Here is a 16,140-nt window from a genome sequence, read left to right on the forward strand (position 1 = left end):
GCGGCGGGCATGGCAGGATCTTCCTGACGCGCAACGCCGGCGCGGCCGGTGGTGACGACGTCGAGGCCGCGGCCGTGACGGGCGACGATCCGGTTCAACTCGGCCAGCGCCTCGATCTGGTCGACGATCACCTTGCGCATCTGCGCGGTGTTTTCGGCGGCCTCCTGCGGCATTTCCAGCACGCCGCGGCGCAGTTCATTGCGGGTGGCTTCGAGCTCATTGTGCATCTCCGCGGCCATCTGCTTCATGGCCTGCACCATCGCCGCGAACCTGTCGGTCGAATGCTTGAACATCGCATCGGTTTCCTGGGCGCTCTGCTGGTACAGTTCGCTCATGGCCTCGTGGGTCTGGCGGCGCTCCGCTTCGGCCGCGACGCGGACCGCTTCGAACTGCCGGCTGACCGCGGCCGACCCTGCGCCGGCGGTTTCCGCCACCACGCGTGCGATGTCGCGGGCGCGCTCCTCGGCCGCGGCCAGCGATTCGTCGAGCAGGCCGGTGAACCGCGACAGCCGCTGGTCGAGGTCGGTGGTCCTGAGATCGATGGCGCTCACCAGCGATTCGAGCTGCGATTTGCGCTCGGCGACGGACGTCGTGGTGTTGCGATTGGATTGTTCGACCACCGAAGCGGCATCGACCAGCGCCCGGCCATGGTTTTCGAACTCGCCGGACAACGCGCCAAGATTTTCCAGCGCCTTCGCGGTCTTGCTGTTGAAGATCGTCAACTGATCTTCCAGCGTCTGGGTCGCGGCGCCGTTGCGGGAAGTGACGTCATTCATGGCGGAGACGAAGTCGGCGACGCGGGTCACCAGCGCACGCTCCAGCGAATTGAGATTGTCGTGGGCGCCGGTCAGCACTTCCTGCAGCAGGATGTTGCCTTCGCGCAGCCGCTCGAACAGCGCCACCGTGTCGGTGCGCAGGATCTTGCTGGTCTCCTGCATTTCGGTGACGGCAGCGATCGATACCTGACGCGACTGGTCGATGGCCGCCCGCGAGGCCTGCTCCAGATCCTTCAGCGACTTGGCTACCGCGCCGGTTGCGAGATCGCCGGCGGAGGTGATCGTGCGCGCGACCTCCGAACCGTTGGTCGACATCCCCTGCGAGAATGCCTGGCTTCTGGTCTCGATCGACTTCAGGGCGTCGGCGGTGGCGCGATCGATGTCGGTCGCAAGCAGGGTGGTCTTGGCGGTGAGGGCCTCGACCAGCGATCCGCGCCGGCTGTCGATCATCTGCGCCAGGCGCTCGGTCTGCTGCTGCACATAGCTGACGATCTCGTCGGTCTTGCCCGTGATCGTCGAACCGAAATGGTTGCTGGCGGCGAGCACCGAACGCTCGATGTCGGCCGAGGTCGACTTGACCTTGGCACTGACTTCGTTGGTTGCGGCGACCAGCGCGCTCTGCGCATTCTGTGCCGAGGTCTGGATGTGGTCGGTGGTGTTGGCGGTGACGGTGCCGAGCGAACGCTCGATATCGGCGGCGATCGCCTTGACCTGGCCGGCCGCCTCGGCGGACGCCGCGACCAGCGTGGTCTGGGCTTCGCGGGCACCTGAAACGACCGACGCGGCGGTCGCGCCGCCTGCGGCCGAGAGCGTGCGCTCGACGTCGGCGGACAACGCCTTGATCTGGGAGGCGACATCGCCGGAGGCCGCCACCAGCGTCATCTGCGCATCGCGGGCGCTGGTCAGGATCGCGGTCGACGCGGTGGTGCCGACGGCGGTCAGCGCCCCCTCCACCTCGGCCGAGGTCTGCTTGAGCTTCGCGCCGACGTCGGACGATACCGACAACAGCGCCTGCTGCGCCGCGCGGGCGCCGGTCTGGATGGTTTCGCTGGTGTTGACCACGAGATTGGTCAGCGAGCGCTCCGCATCCTCGACGTGGGACCTGATGCCGCTGGACAACATCTCGGCGCGCGCCATCAGGTCGTCGCTGGCCTGCCGGCCGCTGCTTTCGATACGGCCCGCGACCGCTTCGACGCGCGAGCCAAGCAGGTCCTCGAACTGCGCCACGCGGGTATCGATGTCGCCGGCGATGGCGCCGACCCGCGTCTCGATCCCCTGATGGATCTCCTGGAACCGGGCCGAAATGGTGTCGGTCAAATGGGCGCTGCGGCCATCGATGGTGTCGGTCACATGCGCGATGCGATGGTCGACCGCGGCGATGGCCTGGGCGGTGCCGTCGGTCAGCGAAGAGGTGAGGACGCCAAGCCGCGCGTCGATCGACTGGATCGCCTGCGCCGCGCCTTCTGTCAGTACCGAGGCCAGCGAGCCGAGGCGGTTGTCGATGGTCTCGGTCACCGACTTCGCCCGTGTGTCGAAGGTCGTTTCCAGCGACTTCAGCCGGCCGTCGATCGATTCGTCGAAGGATTTGATCCGGCCGTCGAGCGAGGCGTCGAGACCGCTCACGCGGTTTCCGAGCGTGGTCTCGAACTGCATCAGGCGCTGGTCCAGCGTCGCGGTGATCTCGCCGCTATTCGAGGTCAGGCGGGCGTCGAAGGTATCGACATAGTTCTTCAGATTGTCCGCGAGATCCTGGGTCCGCTGGCCCATGCGCTCGACGATTTCGCCGCCGAAGGTTTTGACGGTGCGATCGAATTCCGAGATGTGGCGGGTGATCAGCGCGCCGAGCGTGCCGCTGTCGCGCGCGAACTTCTCCGCCAGTTCCGCGCCCTGGTTCTTCACCAGTTCGTCGAAGGCGCTCATCTGCAGGCTGAGACTGTCATGCGCGGTTTCGGTCTGGCTGACGACTTTGGCGACCAGTGTGTTCACGGTCACGTCGAGCGCTTCGCTGGCCTTGTCGCCGGAGTTGAGGATCTGGCTGGCGAGGCGGTTGCCGGCTTCGTCGATCTTGCTGACCAGATCGCCGCTGCGCAGCTCGAGCTCCAGCAGCAGCGAGTCGCCGGAATTCTTCAAGGAGTCGTGGACCTGTTCGGTGCGATCGGAAATGCCGTCGACGATGGTCGCCGAGCGCTGCTCGAATTCGCCGGTGATGCGGTCGATGCGCTCGTTCAGCATCTCGTGGACGCGATCGGCCAGATCGACGAACTCGTCATGGACGTGGCCGGTCTTGAAATTGAGGCTGGTGGTCAGCCGTTCGCTGGCGTCCAGCACGGCGCGCGTGGTCTCGGCGCTGGCTTCCTCGAGCCGGTCGAGCAGGTCGCCGCCGCGCTCGCCGAGCGCGAGGATCATGTTGTCGCCGGCATTGCTGAGCGCGCCGGTGATGTGGGCGCCGCGCTCTTCCAGCGCGCCGGTGATGCTTTTGGCGACTTCGTCGACGCGGGAAGCGATCGCATCCGAGATCAGCGCGATGTCGTGGCGCAGATCGATCTGCACGCCGGAAATGGCGTTGCGAACCTGCTCGGCCTGCCCGACCAGATTGTCGCGCTGGTGGGCGATGTCCTGCAGCAGCGCGCGGATACGGACTTCGTTGTCGCTGTAGGCGCGCTCCAGCGCGGCGACCTCGTTGGCGACCAGCGTCTCGAGTTCGCCGGCGCGCGCGATCGCACGTTCGACGCCGTCGCCCATCGCCGCGACCTCGCGGCGGATCGCCTGGCCGACGGTCACCATCGAATCGCTGGCTGCGACCTCGGGCTCGGAGAAGCGGATCGCGACCTGCGCCATCGACTGCGCGATCATCCGCATTTCCTGGCCGCGCCAGGCAAGGCTTGCGAGAAAGTAAAACAGCATCACCGGCGCGAAGAACAGCGCGGCAAGACCTCCCAGCACCAGCACGCCGCCGCTCTGGCCGATCGCGGCCTGCAGCGAGGACAGGAAGCTCACGGTCAGAAGAACGCAGCCGACCAGCCAGACCGCCGCAAATATCGAGGCAAAGGTATAGACACTGCGCGCAGGGCGGCCCTTCTGCAGCGCCTGCAGGATTTGTCCGATGGTTTCACGATCGTCATTGGCGGCGCGTCGCGGCGCGCGCGACTCCTCGATGGCATCGAACATCGGGCGGTCGGAGCTCGGGAGAGTATCGAACGGGGTTTCCGGGTAAGCCGCGGTCGAACCCGAAATGGTCGGCGGCGCAATTTCGCTGCTGATCGAATTGCGGCTGGCGTCAGAGCTTCCCTCGCCGATGTTGAGGGCCTCCTGGATGGCAGACAGCGCGACTTCGGTAGGATCTTTGACCTTCTTGGAATTGTTCGCCATGTTCAGTCCAAGCCCTCTAGCGTTTCTACGCGTCCGACCGGCCTGCGAACGTCCCCCCGCAAGCTTGAAGCCGGTGTCATGCCCGGCGCGGAGCGACACCGCGCATGTCGGCCGCCCGTCCGCTCCATCCGCAACCATCCTATTGGTTGACCGATACGATTGAAATGGCTGCGGTTAACACATCCTTAATCATCCTTAATCATCGTTAACAGCTTTGTTCCTTAAGGCCTTCTTGGAACTCGAATTTCTCGCGGTGATTGATAAATTGAGGCAAGTATTCGTCTAAAAAGCGGCGAGTTTGCGACAAATCCACCGAACCTCGCATTAACCCAATCCATGATTGGCTGACGAAAGCGGCCCCGCCGGGATCGCTGCGACAGGGAGATTCGGGTTAGGCCATGCCGCTTCACCTCGGACGGATTGAATGGATGCCATCGCCGCCGCTCGCTCCCGATGACGGTCCGATCGATTTCGAGCACCTCAAGCGCATGACGCTCGGCGATGCCGGCCTCGAGCAGGAGGTGCTGGCGATGTTCTCGGCCCAATCAGCCAAACTGATCGGCAGGCTTGCCGCTTTGCCGGAGGATGCGCGCGCGCTGGCGCACACGTTGAAGGGTTCGGCGCGCGCGATCGGGGCGTTCGGCGTCGCCGATGCGGCTGCGCGGCTGGAAGCCGCATTGGCCGGCGGTGCTGATCCGTCCGACCCGCTCGCCGAACTCGGCGACGCGGTGGTGTTGGCGCGGACGGCGATCGATGCGGCCCTGCGCCGCTCATGAACCGGATCGGCGAAACTCCCGCCAAAAAACGCCCCCGCAGGTTTTGCTTTCGACCGCTGGCGCTGCGCGGATCGAGCCGTTATAGGACTGCCGGGACCCTCCTTGTCCATTCCGGCAGCACGAGCGATCATGGCCAAAATTCACTTTGTCGACCATTCCGGCGAAACCCGCACCATTGAGGTTGAGAACGGCGCGACCGTCATGGAAGCCGCGATCCGCAACGCTGTTCCGGGCATCGAAGCCGAATGCGGCGGGGCCTGCGCCTGCGCGACCTGCCATGTCTATGTCGACGAAGCCTGGCGCGACAAGGTCGGCGCGCCCTCGCCGATGGAAGAGGACATGCTGGATTTCGGCTTCGACGTGCGGCCGAATTCGCGGCTGTCGTGCCAGATCAAGGTGTCGGACGAAATCGACGGTCTCGTGGTGCGGACGCCGGAACGGCAGGCCTGAACAGCTGACTTCTATGTCGGGTCCACGCCGCGGCGAATCCAGCGCCGGAAATTCGCCTTGATCTCGTCCGTCAGCGGGGTTGGCTGGCGCGAGGCTTCGTCGAGCAGCACTGACACCGATTGCGCCGAGGCGATGCATTGGCCCTCGGAAAACACCACCTGGTCGAAGGTCACCGAGGTCCGGCCGAACTTCGCGACGCCGAGCCCCATCTCGATCGTGCCCGGCCAGCGCAATTCGGCGCGGAAGTGCATGTCGAGCCGCACCATGATCCAGGTCAGCCCCGGCGGCATCAGCCCGTAGCTGCGATCCTTCATCAGCGTGACGCGGCCGGTCTCGAAATAGGTCGCGTAAACCGCGTTGTTGACGTGCTGGTTGGGATCGAGATCGGCGAAACGCACATTGTCCGACAGCCGGTAGGGGAAGTCTTCCAGACGTGGTGCAGCGTCTGAACGGATCGGGGCATTCACAGGGACGATCTCCGAAATTCGTGTACCCATACACCTTACTTGTCGAATGGCGGCAAGGGGTTGCGGCGGCCTCCCGCACCATATTATGGCTTTCCTGATCCGGCGGCGTTGGCTAGACAGTGGCTGCCTTCCGGAAGATTTCAACCGAAAAGAAGCTGATATGAGCGAAGCGATCAAAACCGATGTGCTGATCATTGGCGCGGGCCCGTGCGGACTGTTTGCCGTTTTCGAACTGGGCCTGCTCGACATGAAGGTGCATCTGGTCGACATCCTCGACAAGATCGGCGGCCAGTGCGCCGAGCTCTATCCGGAGAAGCCGATCTACGACATCCCCGGCATTCCCTTCGTCACCGGCCAGGGCCTGACGGATGCGCTGATGGCGCAGATCAAGCCGTTCCATCCGACCTTCCATCTCAACGAGATGGTGGAGACGATCGAGAAGATCGGCGATCCCGGCTTTCGCGTCACGACCGACGCCGGCACGGTGTTCGAGTGCAAGGTGGTGGTGATCTCCGCCGGCGGCGGATCGTTCCAGCCGAAACGCCCGCCGGTGCCGGGCATCGAAGCCTATGAAGGCACCGCGGTGTTTTACTCGGTGCGCAAGATGGAGCAGTTCCGCGACAGCAATCTCCTGATCGTCGGCGGCGGCGATTCCGCGCTCGACTGGACGCTCAATCTGCATCCGCTCGCCAGGCGCGTGACGCTGCTGCACCGGCGCGACGATTTCCGCGCCGCGCCCCACAGCGTCGAGCAGATGCGCGCGCTGGTCGCCTCCGGCAAGATCGATCTGAAGATCGGTCAGGTCACCTCGCTCGAAGGCGAGGGCGGCAGGCTTTCCGGCGCCCATGTCAAGGGCAACGACAACGCGATGTCGAAGGTTGAATGCGATACGATGCTGCCGTTCTTCGGCCTTACCATGAAACTCGGTCCGGTCGCGAACTGGGGCGTCGCGCTGGAGAACAATCTGGTGCCGGTCGAGACCGCGGCATTCGAGACCAGCATATCCGGCATTTTCGCCATCGGCGACATCAACACCTATCCCGGCAAGCTGAAGTTGATCCTGTGCGGATTCCACGAGGGCGCGCTGATGGCGCAGAAGGCGCACCGCTACGTCTATCCCGACAAGCGGCTGGTGTTCCAGTACACCACCTCGTCGTCGAGCCTGCAGAAGAAGCTCGGAGTCAGTTGATTCCAACAAAATGATGACCGGGGCGTTTGCCGTCGTGCGATCGCCGATGGCTCTCTCTGGAACCATCCGCGAATTGGCCGTAGTCTGCGGCCACAGATGTCATGGATTGGCCAGGTGACGACGATGCGGAACTCGCTAGCCGGATTTCAACTGATGCTGCCGATCGCAATCGGGCTGGTGTTGTCGGCCGCATTGCCCGCGCAGGCCGAGGAGCCATCGGCCGCGGGACTCTGGCAGAAGATCGAGAACGACAAACCTGTGGCATGGTTTCTCGTGGTCGATCACGACGGCACCTTCGAAGGCGTGATTGCCAGGACGTTCCCGCGCCCGGGCGAAAATCCGAACACCATCTGCTCGAAATGCACCGACGACCGCAAGAACGCCCCGGTGCTCGGCATCTCCTTCATCCGCGACATGAAGCGCGACGGACTGAAGTATGAAGACGGCAACGTGCTCGATCCGCGCGACGGCAAGATCTACCAGGCCAAGATGACCGTCAGCGCCGACGGCCAGCAATTGACGATGCGCGGCTTTATCGGCTTTTCGCTGCTCGGCAGGGATGAGACCTGGTATCGCCTGCCGGACAGCTCGATGGCGCAACTCGATCCCGCCATCATCGCGAAGTATCTGCCGGCGCAGGCGGCTGCGACGAAGCCGCCGGCGGCGCCGAAAAAGGGCATCGCGCCGGCGCCTGCGAAAAACTAGCGCGTCTCCGGCGAGGTCGTGAGCGGCGGCATCGGCTGCGAAATCACTTCGGGCACCGCCGCATCGAGCTGCAGCACCGCGGCCGCGGCCGGCAGCGCCGCGTCCGCCATCGCGGCGTGACCTTCGGCGCTCGGATGCACCGCGCCGCCATACACCGCCGACAGCACGCCCCAGGTCGCGTCATGGATATCGGACGGCTGCATCGCGGACGGCAGGCCCTGCGGGTAGGTCATCGCCGCGAAGTAGCTGTCATTGGCATCGCGGATCCAGCGGGCGCGCGGCAGATAGGCGCGATATTCGCCGGCGCTGCGGCCGCATACCATCGGCTGGTTGGCGGCGGTGACGATATCGGCATCGAAGCTTTCGCCATTGGCCGCAAAACACTGGCGGTCGAATTCCGGATCGGTCGGCGCCCGGGCGCAGAAGCCGTGGTTCGCAAACGCGCTCTGATGGGTTTCGACGAAGGTCATGCGATCGGCGCGCGGATTGCGGCACAGGATGCCGGACTGACACAGCGCGAGCGCTTTCAGCTGCGGCAGGAACTCGTCCTGAACGAAATTCGCCACCGCGGCGAGCCGCTGCGGCTGGGCGTTGAACGACGGGTGGATGTCGAAGCCGGCGCGTCCGCCCGGACAGGGCGCACTGCCACCGGCAAGCGCGGGATTGGCGTAGGAGGTGTAGACGACGCGCTGGAGGTCGCCGACCAGCGGCTTCAGCGCCTCGCGCAGCTTGCCGAATCCCTGCGGCAGGTCGCGCGCCAGCGCCGCGCGCGAATCCTCCACCGACGCCATCACGCCGGTTCGCCGGAACAAGACGCGTTCGGTCGCCGTGTCGACGATCACGTCGGCGACCAGGCCCGAAAAATAGATGTCGTTGGCGCCGATCGACAGCAGCACCAGATCGAGCCCGCGGTCGGGCTGTCGGCGCTTTGCGGCGGCGACCGCCTCGCGCAATTCGGCGAGCTGCCCGTTGACGGTGCCCTGGCAGGTGCTCGCCGATTTCGACGGCGGGCATTCGCGCGCGCGCTGCGCGCCGAACAGCCCGTCGGCGATGGTGGCTCCGGTGCAGGCCAGCGGCAGATAGGTCACCGCGATGTGCGGATACTGCACGGCGAGCGCCAGCGCGGTTCGGGTCTGATAACTGTAGAGCGAACGATGGCAGGCGGAATTGAACCAGAGCGCGCTGTGCCGCTGCCAAACCTGCAGCGGGTCGGGGGCCTCGCAGGCCCGCCCGCCTTTGTAGCCGGCGCGGCTCGGACGGTAATATTGCCCGGCCGCCGTTCCCAGATAGGAACGGAAGCAAAAGCCTTCGTCCGCGAGCGCGATGGGGCGGTCCGGATTGCCCTCGCCGGAGGCGACGCTGTCGCCAAGACCGGCAATCAGGATATCGCGCACCGCGATCTCGGTGGCGACGCGCTGGGTCGGATCCGATCCGCTGGAGACATCGACCGATGCGACCGTGGTGCGGCCATAGCGCACCCGAACATTGACCGGCTCGGCGCAGTCGAAGGTCGATGCCTGCGGACCATCGCCATCATCGAACGACCAGGCGCAGGTGGCGCCGACCGGAACCTGGCCGCTCAGCCGGATAACGACCGGATGATCGATCGGCGTCAAATAGCTTTCCTTGACGTTGTCGCGGGTGCAGGGCTCGCTGACCCGGCCCAACAGGTCGATGCAGAGCCGGTTCACGGTGTTGCGCGCCCAGCCGCGGCCATCGCTTTGCAATTCCAGCGCCTGCTCGGAGGCCAGAACGCTGCGTCCGCGCCCGCCCTCGACATGCAGCAGGAAATCGCGTTCCTCGCGGAACAGGCGGAAGCGGTTGCGGACCTCCCACGAGATCTGCAGCGGTGCATTGCCCGCCGTCTGCGCCTCGGCCCATTGGGCCGGGAGCGCAAGCAGCGCGGCAGATATCATCGAACGGAATGCAAATCGGGCCATGACGCGCTTTGACGTTATCGTTGAGGCAGAAATAAGAGAACCGGGCCGCCTGGCGCAAAAGACCAGGCGGCGGAACACGCCGGTGATTTCAGCTAAAGCGCTTTCGAGCGAAAGCCTGTCCCGCACTTGATGCGGGATGAATACCGGTTCGGATGAAAAACGCGTCAAAACGGCTGTCCGGGGCGGTTGCGATGGGATCAGCGCCAGCCTGGCTCTACGGCTTGCGGCGCTTGACCGGCTGCCGCACGGTCGCCGAAGCCGCACAGGGCTCGCTGAGCCTGCGGCGCTCGTACCAGGGCTGCACGACGTTGAGCCAGAATTCGCGCATCCCCATGATCGAAATCGAAATCCCGAACGGGATCATGAAATACAGGATCCGGAACACCACCAGCGTCGCCAGCAATTGTTCCCTGCCGAATTCGGGCAGCGCCACCAGCATCGCCGCGTCGAACACGCCGATGCTGCCGGGGGCATGGCTGGCGAAGCCGAGCAGGGTGGCGAGGATGAACACCACCGCCAGCGAGATAAAATCGATGTACGGCTCGGTCGGCATCAGCAAATACATCGCCAGCGCGCAGAAGGAGAGATCGATGACGCCGATCAGGACCTGCAGCAGCGTCAGCCTGGCGCGAGGCAGTACCACCTTCCAGCCGTTCTGCCCGAGTTCGCGGCGCGCCTTGCCCGTCATCAGCCAGGTGAAATAGATCGCGATGCCGGCGAGGCAGCCCAGCGCGATCAGCCGGTTCATGGCCGGCGGCAGCAGGTTCATGGCCGATGCCGCCGCCGGGTGATACGCCATGCCGAAGCCGAGCACGAACAGGTTGCCGAGCCAGAACGTCAGGCCCGACAGGAAACAGATTTTGGCGACGTCGATCGCGGTCAGGCCGTAGTCCGAATAGATCCGGAAGCGGATCGCGCCGCCGGTGAATACCGTGGCGCCGATATTGTGGCCGATGGTGTAGCTGGTGAAGCTCGACAGCGCGGCGATGCGATAGGGGACGTGCGTCTTGCCGATCGTTCGCAACGCGAAGAAATCGTAAAAGGTCAGGGTGAAAAACGCGCCGACCACGCACAGCGCGGCGAGCGCGATGCGGTGCGGGGCAATCTCCGTCAACGCCGTCAGGATGATGCCGGCATCGACCCCCTTCAGGGTCCGGACCAGCGTCGTGACCGCAAAGACGATGATGAGGAGACTCGCAGCGATCCCGAGCCGTTTCCAGCCGATCTTTCTCTTGAAGCCGCGCCCAAGCGCGGTCAGCAGCCGATGCATTCATCCTCCCGGCGGGGCGGCAACTTGGGAAGACCTGTCACGAACGGCGACAGGCGACGGTCAAACGCGCCTTGCGCGAAGACCCATAAGATAAAATCGTGGCGTTGTGCAGTCCTTGACAATCCAAGCTTCTGCCTTCGTTCGCTCTTTTTGTCATACGCCGGACATATGTGCGGCCATGCCCGATTTCGAGTCGCGGACCGGGCCTTCTTGCCGGCTTAATTCGGTGCCAAGTTCCGGGGTTGCATCGTCGGGTTTTTGGGCTCCTGGCAGTAACCGCAGCGCTGGCCGAAGGCAAGGTCCAGCGGCCGGCCCACGAGCCGGTCTTGAGGTATCGTTGAGGCAAAACGCCGCGCACGGGAGCGATCTCGCGCGGCTCTCTTGCATGGGCTAATTCCCGGAATCAGAGCTGAGTGATACGGCGGCCCTTGAAACGCCGTCGACGGACCTTTTTCTTGGTCCGGACGAAGGGCTCAGCTTTGTCGTTATATGCGTTGATGTAAGCATCGCGTTCTACGGCGTGACCGAGGCGTTTCTCGCCAAACATCTCGGCGGTCGCTATCAGCCGATCGGCAATGATGCTTCCGGCTCATCGCTCGAAGTCGAGACCGGCGGCGATTTGGTGCCGGGACTTTCCGGGTAGTTCTCGCCGCCCTAGATCTTGCGCAGCGCAAAATGCGCGCCGCAGAACGCCACCGCGGCGCCGAGGCACAGCGCCGCGAGACCTGCGAGCACGCCCGATATGGTCGGGATCGGGCTCGGGGCGGAGGCCGCCTGGCCGGCGCCGGCGAGGATCAGCACGCCGACCGCGATCAGGAATTGCCGCATCCGCCGCGGGATCTGGCCCGCGGCCGCGCTGTGCATCAGGTTCGCGGCGAAATAGCCGCCGGAGAATCCGACGGTTGCGATCAGCCACCACGCAATCGCCGCGCCCGGGGGCATCAATCCGCGCGTATCGGACCGCCACAGGCCGCCGAGGTCGAGGCCGTAGCGGGCGCCCAGCATGTGCACCGCAAGCGCCAGCAGCACGCCGGAAATCATTGCCCCGCCAAGGATCAGGCGGCGCGGAAAAGTGGTCGTCTCGGCCATCACTCGCTTGTAGGATAAAGCCGGCGCGCCGCGCAAGCGCATGCTCTCACCCTCATGCCGGGATTTCAGATTGCCCACCTCACTGCCGCACCAGACAACGGTCACAGGCGAGGGCGCGTCCATCACCCGCTACGCCTACAAGGCGTCGCTGATCGGATCGGCGCATCAATTCGAGCTGACCGACACCGGATTGTCGTGGCAGATCGCCGGCAGGTCGGGTGTCTGGCGCTATGCCGATATCGCGTCGATCCGCCTTTCATTTCGGCCGGTATCGATGCAATCGCGCCGCTTCCGCGCCGATGTCGAACATGCCGATGGCCGGCGCATCGCCATTCTCTCGACCAGCTGGCAGACCGTGGCGCTGATGGCGCCGCAGGATTACGGCTACCGCGCCTTCATCGTGGAGCTGCACCGTCGCATGAGCGAGGCCGGCAGCAAGGCCGCGCTGTTCGGCGGCTTCGGGCCGAAAACCTACGCCGCCGCGCTGCTATTGCTGGCATTGCTCGCAATCGCCATGGCCGGGCTTTTCATCCGCGCGGTTACGACCTTCGAATTCACCGGCGCGCTGTTTCTGGTCGGCTTCGCGGCTCTGTTCGTCTGGCAGATCGGCGGGTTCGTGAAACGAAACCGGCCGCGTACCTATGGCTTCGACCATCTGCCGGCAGCGTTGCTGCCGTAGTCTGCAACCAGGCGAAATGAAATGTGACTTCGCGGCGCCGCCGGTTCGCGGCATCGTCTCGACACTTTTTCCTGGTATGGGGCAAACTGTGGATGATCGGAATGGGCGGCTGCCGACCGAGGCCGAAATCGCCGAGATCAATGCACGGCACCTGATCGACACGCCCTTGAAGCCCGCCGATTTGCTGTTCGTGTTCGGCACCCGCGAGGATGTTTGCGCGCGCGTCGAGCAAGCCTGCCGGCTGTGGCGCGCGGGCTATTTTCGCTGGGGAATCGTCAGCGGCGGGGTGACGCCGGGATCGGATCTTTCCGAATGCGAAATCATCAGGAGTGCGATGATCGCGCGCGGCATCCCGGCCGACAAGATCCTGCAGGAGCACAGGGCGATGAACACCGGCGAAAACGTCATGTTCTCGCTGCCTGTGATCGACGCGGCGCTCGGGCTGAACAACATCCGCAGCGTGATTTGCCTCGGCAACAGCTGGACCGCGCGCCGCTATCCGATGACGCTGCACCGGCACTGGCCGGAAGTGGAGAAGATGCTGGTCACGGTCGACAGTTTCAGAACGCCGCGGGCGCTCTGGCATACCGATCCCGAGTTCCGCCGCCGCATCGTGAACGAATGGGACAAGATCGAGCCCTACAAGGCGAGGGGTTTTATCGCGGAGTGGCCGGCCGCATCGGCGATAGCCGGCTCGTGATAACTCCGCTGTTCAATTCGAGCGGCGCTTTAATGCCTCACCACCAGCACCGAGCATTTGGCGTAGCGCACGACATGGCCGGCATTGGAGCCGAGGAAGTAAGTCCGCATCGCCGGCCGGTGCGATGTCATCACGATCAGGTCGGCCTTGACCGCCGCCGCTTCCTCGAGGATCTCGTGATAGATTCCGCCCTGGCGCACCACGGCGGAAATGCGCGGCGGCTCGATGCCGGATTCGCCCGCGACGATCGCCAGCGCTTCTTCCGAGGTTTGCCGTTGCTGGGCGTCGAAGTCGGCCGGCACATATTCCGCCAGCATCACCGGCGTCATCGGCAGCACGTTGAGCAGCCGCACCGTGCCGCCCCAGGTCTGCGACAGCGTCGCGGCGGTGGCAATCGCCGGCTTCGCCAGATCGGTATCGGCCAGATCAATCGGCACGAGAATGGATTTGAACATTCGCCCCTCCTGTTCCCGGTCTGTTTAGCACGGCGGCGCCGCGATGTCCGCCTGCCTTAGTCGCCCGAAATCTTCTTCAACAGTTTCGGGCTGACGAACTGCACGAGCCTGCCGCGCCGGAACGCCACATTGTTCCAGTCGTCGATCGCGAAGTCGAAGATCGCAAGACCCGCGGTCGGCAGATTGTCCTTGAGCGCCTTGCTGGCGGCGGCGTCGCCGCCGCTGCCGGCCAGCGTCAGCGCCAGTTCATGCATGCCGGGATTGTGCCCGACCACCATCAGGCGCCGCGGACCGGTGACTTCGGCGGTGCGGATGGCCCGCAACAGCTGCGCCGGATCGGCGCCGTAGAGTTCGGGCAGGATTTCGACCCGCGGCTCTGGCGCCAGCTCCTTCATCGCCTCGCAGGCGATCTCCCAGGTCTGGTGCGCCCGCACCGCCGGCGAAACCAGCACGAGGTCGGGAAACGGCGGATGCCGGCCGATCCAGCCGCCGATTTCTGCGGCATCGCGCCGGCCGCGGTCATCGAGTCGGCGGTCCCGGTCCCGTCCCGTGGGTGCGTCGGTCTCGGTCTTGGCATGACGCAGCAGCATCAAACGGCGCATCGGCGCAATCTCGATTCGGTCTCGGTCTTAATTAATCTACAAGCTCATGCTTAGGACAAGGTGACAAGCGCCGCAGCGGTCCGTAAGAAAACGCCATGAATGAGGCTGCCACAAGTGCGACCAACGGCCCCGGCGACGAGGCGATGCCGTTTCGCGAGCGGCTTTCGTTCGAGCTCGATGTCGATATCTGCGTGGTCGGGGCCGGGCTGGCCGGTCTCACGGTGGCGCGGGAGGCCGCGCGGCTTGGCGCCAGCGTCGCGGTGCTCGAAGGCCGCCATGTCGGCTGGAATGCGTCCGGCCATCATCTCGGCACCGTCATGCCCGGCTACGGCCTTGCGATCGGCGAGCTGATCGCGCGCGTCGGCCTGGAAGACGCGCGCGAATTGTGGTCGCTGTCGAAACAGGGCGCCGACTATGTGCGCGATACCGCGACCGAGGAGCTGATGCCGGGCATCGCGCTGGGCGAGGGCGCGCTGGAGGTCTCCAACGTCGACGACGGCGAAACCCTGATCAGCCGGCTGCGGACGCTGAGCGAGGATTTCGAGACCGAAGTCGAGGGCTGGCAGGTCGATCGCGTGCGCGACCAGCTCAGGACCGGACGCTATTTCCACGGTATCTATTATCCGAAGGCATTCCAGATCGACGGCCGCAAATATGTCCATGGCCTGGCGGAGCTGACGAAGCGGGCAGGGGCCCGCATCTTCGAGGACACGCCGGTCGTCAGCATCGACTCCTCGGGTATTCGCAAGCGCATCGTCACGCCCTCGGCACGCCTGCGCGCGTCTCATATCGTACTGGCCGGCAACATCCATCTCGGCGCGCCGTTGCGACGCTTGTCGGAGACGCTGCTGCCGGTCTGGCGCTATGCCGCGGTGAGCGAACCGCTCGGCGACCGGCTTGCCGAGTTCATCTCCTTCCGGGGGTCGGTGACCGACAGCGACGGCATCGATCATTTCCGGATCGTCGACGGTGATCGCCTGATGTGGGCCAGTCCTGAAACCACCTGGGACGCGCGGCCGCGCCGCTTCGGCTCCGCCATTCAGCGCAGGATCGCCACGATCTTTCCGGGCCTCGGCAGGGTCGCCCTATCCGACGTGTTCGGCGGCGCGGTCGGACTGACCGTGCATGGCATGCCGCAGATCGGCCAGTTGCGCAAAGGCCTGTGGGTCGCCAGCGGTTTTGGCCGTCAGGGGCTGAACACCTCGGCGATGGCCGGGCAGCTGATCGCGCGCAGCATCCTGCGGGGCGACGAGCGCTGGCGGCTGTTTTCGCCGTTCGAACTGGTCTGGGCGGGCGGCGTGACCGGCCGGGTCGCCGGCCATCTCATCGGCATGTGGGGCCGGGGGGCGTCGGCCGCAGCAGGCGCGCTGGCGCGATATCGGGAAGGCGCGCGGGCAAAGGAGCGCATCCGGGAGGCGCGGCCGGCCGAAGCCAATCGCCAGGCCGGAACCAGGCCGCCACGGCGCCGCCCGCCGCCGCCGGGCCCGCGTCCTCAGCGTCCCCAGCCCACCGCCCAGACAAACCGCGAAGGCGAGGGCGGTTCTTGACCTCTCTTTGCCTGCGGTAAGAGGGAGCGCATAGGTCCGTACCTCGCAGGAAAGTGAGAAATTTCATCCCCGATCCGTGTAACTTCGGCCGCCGCGCCGCGTATCTGTGAGCGAACCATCCGGTAT

15 protein-coding genes are annotated in these 16,140 nt (G+C 65.1%); 8 read left to right on the forward strand and 7 right to left on the reverse strand.

The annotated features are described in order from the left end of the window. A partial coding sequence (locus WCE35_RS26750; RefSeq protein ID WP_424596314.1) for a hypothetical protein occupies positions 1-4,145 on the reverse strand: 4,145 nt, incomplete at its 3' end. Positions 4,146-4,543: 398 nt separating this feature from the next. On the opposite strand from WCE35_RS26750, the gene WCE35_RS26755 reads away from it, so the two are divergent. Together WCE35_RS26755 and WCE35_RS26760 are read left to right on the forward strand one after the other, a co-directional pair. Beyond that, positions 4,544-4,921, forward strand: a complete 378-nt coding sequence (locus WCE35_RS26755) for an Hpt domain-containing protein (protein ID WP_424596315.1) — start codon at positions 4,544-4,546, stop codon at positions 4,919-4,921. A 129-nt stretch (positions 4,922-5,050) separates the two neighbouring features. Further along, entirely contained in the window at positions 5,051-5,371 is a 321-nt protein-coding gene (locus WCE35_RS26760) for a 2Fe-2S iron-sulfur cluster-binding protein (RefSeq protein ID WP_424596316.1), read from the forward strand. A gap of 11 nt (positions 5,372-5,382) precedes the next feature. Here WCE35_RS26760 and WCE35_RS26765 read toward each other — a convergent pair whose 3' ends face one another. Then, positions 5,383-5,838, reverse strand: a complete 456-nt coding sequence (locus WCE35_RS26765; RefSeq protein WP_424596326.1) for an acyl-CoA thioesterase — start codon at positions 5,836-5,838, stop codon at positions 5,383-5,385. 160 nt (positions 5,839-5,998) lie between these two features. Here WCE35_RS26765 and WCE35_RS26770 point away from each other — a divergent pair, with 160 nt between their 5' ends. Together WCE35_RS26770 and WCE35_RS26775 are read left to right on the forward strand one after the other, a co-directional pair. Further along, positions 5,999-7,027, forward strand: coding sequence for an NAD(P)/FAD-dependent oxidoreductase (locus WCE35_RS26770; RefSeq protein WP_424596317.1), 1,029 nt, complete (start codon positions 5,999-6,001; stop codon positions 7,025-7,027). A gap of 123 nt (positions 7,028-7,150) precedes the next feature. After that, positions 7,151-7,732 (forward strand): DUF2147 domain-containing protein, encoded by a 582-nt coding sequence (locus WCE35_RS26775; protein ID WP_424596318.1) that lies wholly within the window; start codon positions 7,151-7,153, stop codon positions 7,730-7,732. Here WCE35_RS26775 and WCE35_RS26780 read toward each other — a convergent pair. After that, positions 7,729-9,672, reverse strand: a complete 1,944-nt coding sequence (locus WCE35_RS26780; RefSeq protein ID WP_424596319.1) for a hypothetical protein — start codon at positions 9,670-9,672, stop codon at positions 7,729-7,731. The genes WCE35_RS26775 and WCE35_RS26780 overlap by 4 nt on opposite strands. A gap of 214 nt (positions 9,673-9,886) precedes the next feature. After that, complete coding sequence (locus tag WCE35_RS26785) at positions 9,887-10,942, reverse strand: lysylphosphatidylglycerol synthase transmembrane domain-containing protein (RefSeq protein WP_424596320.1); 1,056 nt, start codon at positions 10,940-10,942, stop codon at positions 9,887-9,889. Between the two features lie 520 nt (positions 10,943-11,462). On the opposite strand from WCE35_RS26785, the gene WCE35_RS26790 reads away from it, so the two are divergent. Continuing rightward, positions 11,463-11,585, forward strand: a complete 123-nt coding sequence (locus WCE35_RS26790) for a hypothetical protein (protein WP_424596328.1) — start codon at positions 11,463-11,465, stop codon at positions 11,583-11,585. Between the two features lie 11 nt (positions 11,586-11,596). On the opposite strand, the gene WCE35_RS26795 is transcribed toward WCE35_RS26790, so the two are convergent. Continuing rightward, the gene (locus tag WCE35_RS26795) at positions 11,597-12,031 is read right to left on the reverse strand and encodes a hypothetical protein (protein ID WP_424596327.1); all 435 of its coding nucleotides are present in this window, start codon (positions 12,029-12,031) and stop codon (positions 11,597-11,599) included. A 70-nt stretch (positions 12,032-12,101) separates the two neighbouring features. On the opposite strand from WCE35_RS26795, the gene WCE35_RS26800 reads away from it, so the two are divergent. Together WCE35_RS26800 and WCE35_RS26805 are read left to right on the forward strand one after the other, a co-directional pair. After that, positions 12,102-12,710, forward strand: coding sequence for a hypothetical protein (locus tag WCE35_RS26800; RefSeq protein WP_424596321.1), 609 nt, complete (start codon positions 12,102-12,104; stop codon positions 12,708-12,710). An 88-nt stretch (positions 12,711-12,798) separates the two neighbouring features. Further along, positions 12,799-13,410 (forward strand): YdcF family protein, encoded by a 612-nt coding sequence (locus WCE35_RS26805; protein ID WP_424596322.1) that lies wholly within the window; start codon positions 12,799-12,801, stop codon positions 13,408-13,410. 29 nt (positions 13,411-13,439) lie between these two features. Here the strand turns inward: WCE35_RS26805 and WCE35_RS26810 are convergent, their stop codons facing one another. Both WCE35_RS26810 and WCE35_RS26815 read right to left on the reverse strand, forming a co-directional pair. Then, a complete protein-coding gene (locus WCE35_RS26810) occupies positions 13,440-13,865 on the reverse strand; it encodes a universal stress protein (protein WP_424596323.1) in 426 nt (141 codons plus the stop codon). 56 nt (positions 13,866-13,921) lie between these two features. Then, on the reverse strand, positions 13,922-14,467 hold the full coding sequence (locus WCE35_RS26815; protein ID WP_424596324.1) for a SixA phosphatase family protein: 546 nt from the start codon (positions 14,465-14,467) through the stop codon (positions 13,922-13,924). 95 nt (positions 14,468-14,562) lie between these two features. Here WCE35_RS26815 and WCE35_RS26820 point away from each other — a divergent pair, with 95 nt between their 5' ends. After that, positions 14,563-16,014, forward strand: a complete 1,452-nt coding sequence (locus WCE35_RS26820; RefSeq protein WP_424596325.1) for an NAD(P)/FAD-dependent oxidoreductase — start codon at positions 14,563-14,565, stop codon at positions 16,012-16,014. Positions 16,015-16,140: the final 126 nt, after the last annotated feature.

Source organism: Bradyrhizobium sp., from assembly GCF_049691595.1.
Taxonomy (GTDB): Bacteria; Pseudomonadota; Alphaproteobacteria; order Rhizobiales; family Xanthobacteraceae; genus Bradyrhizobium.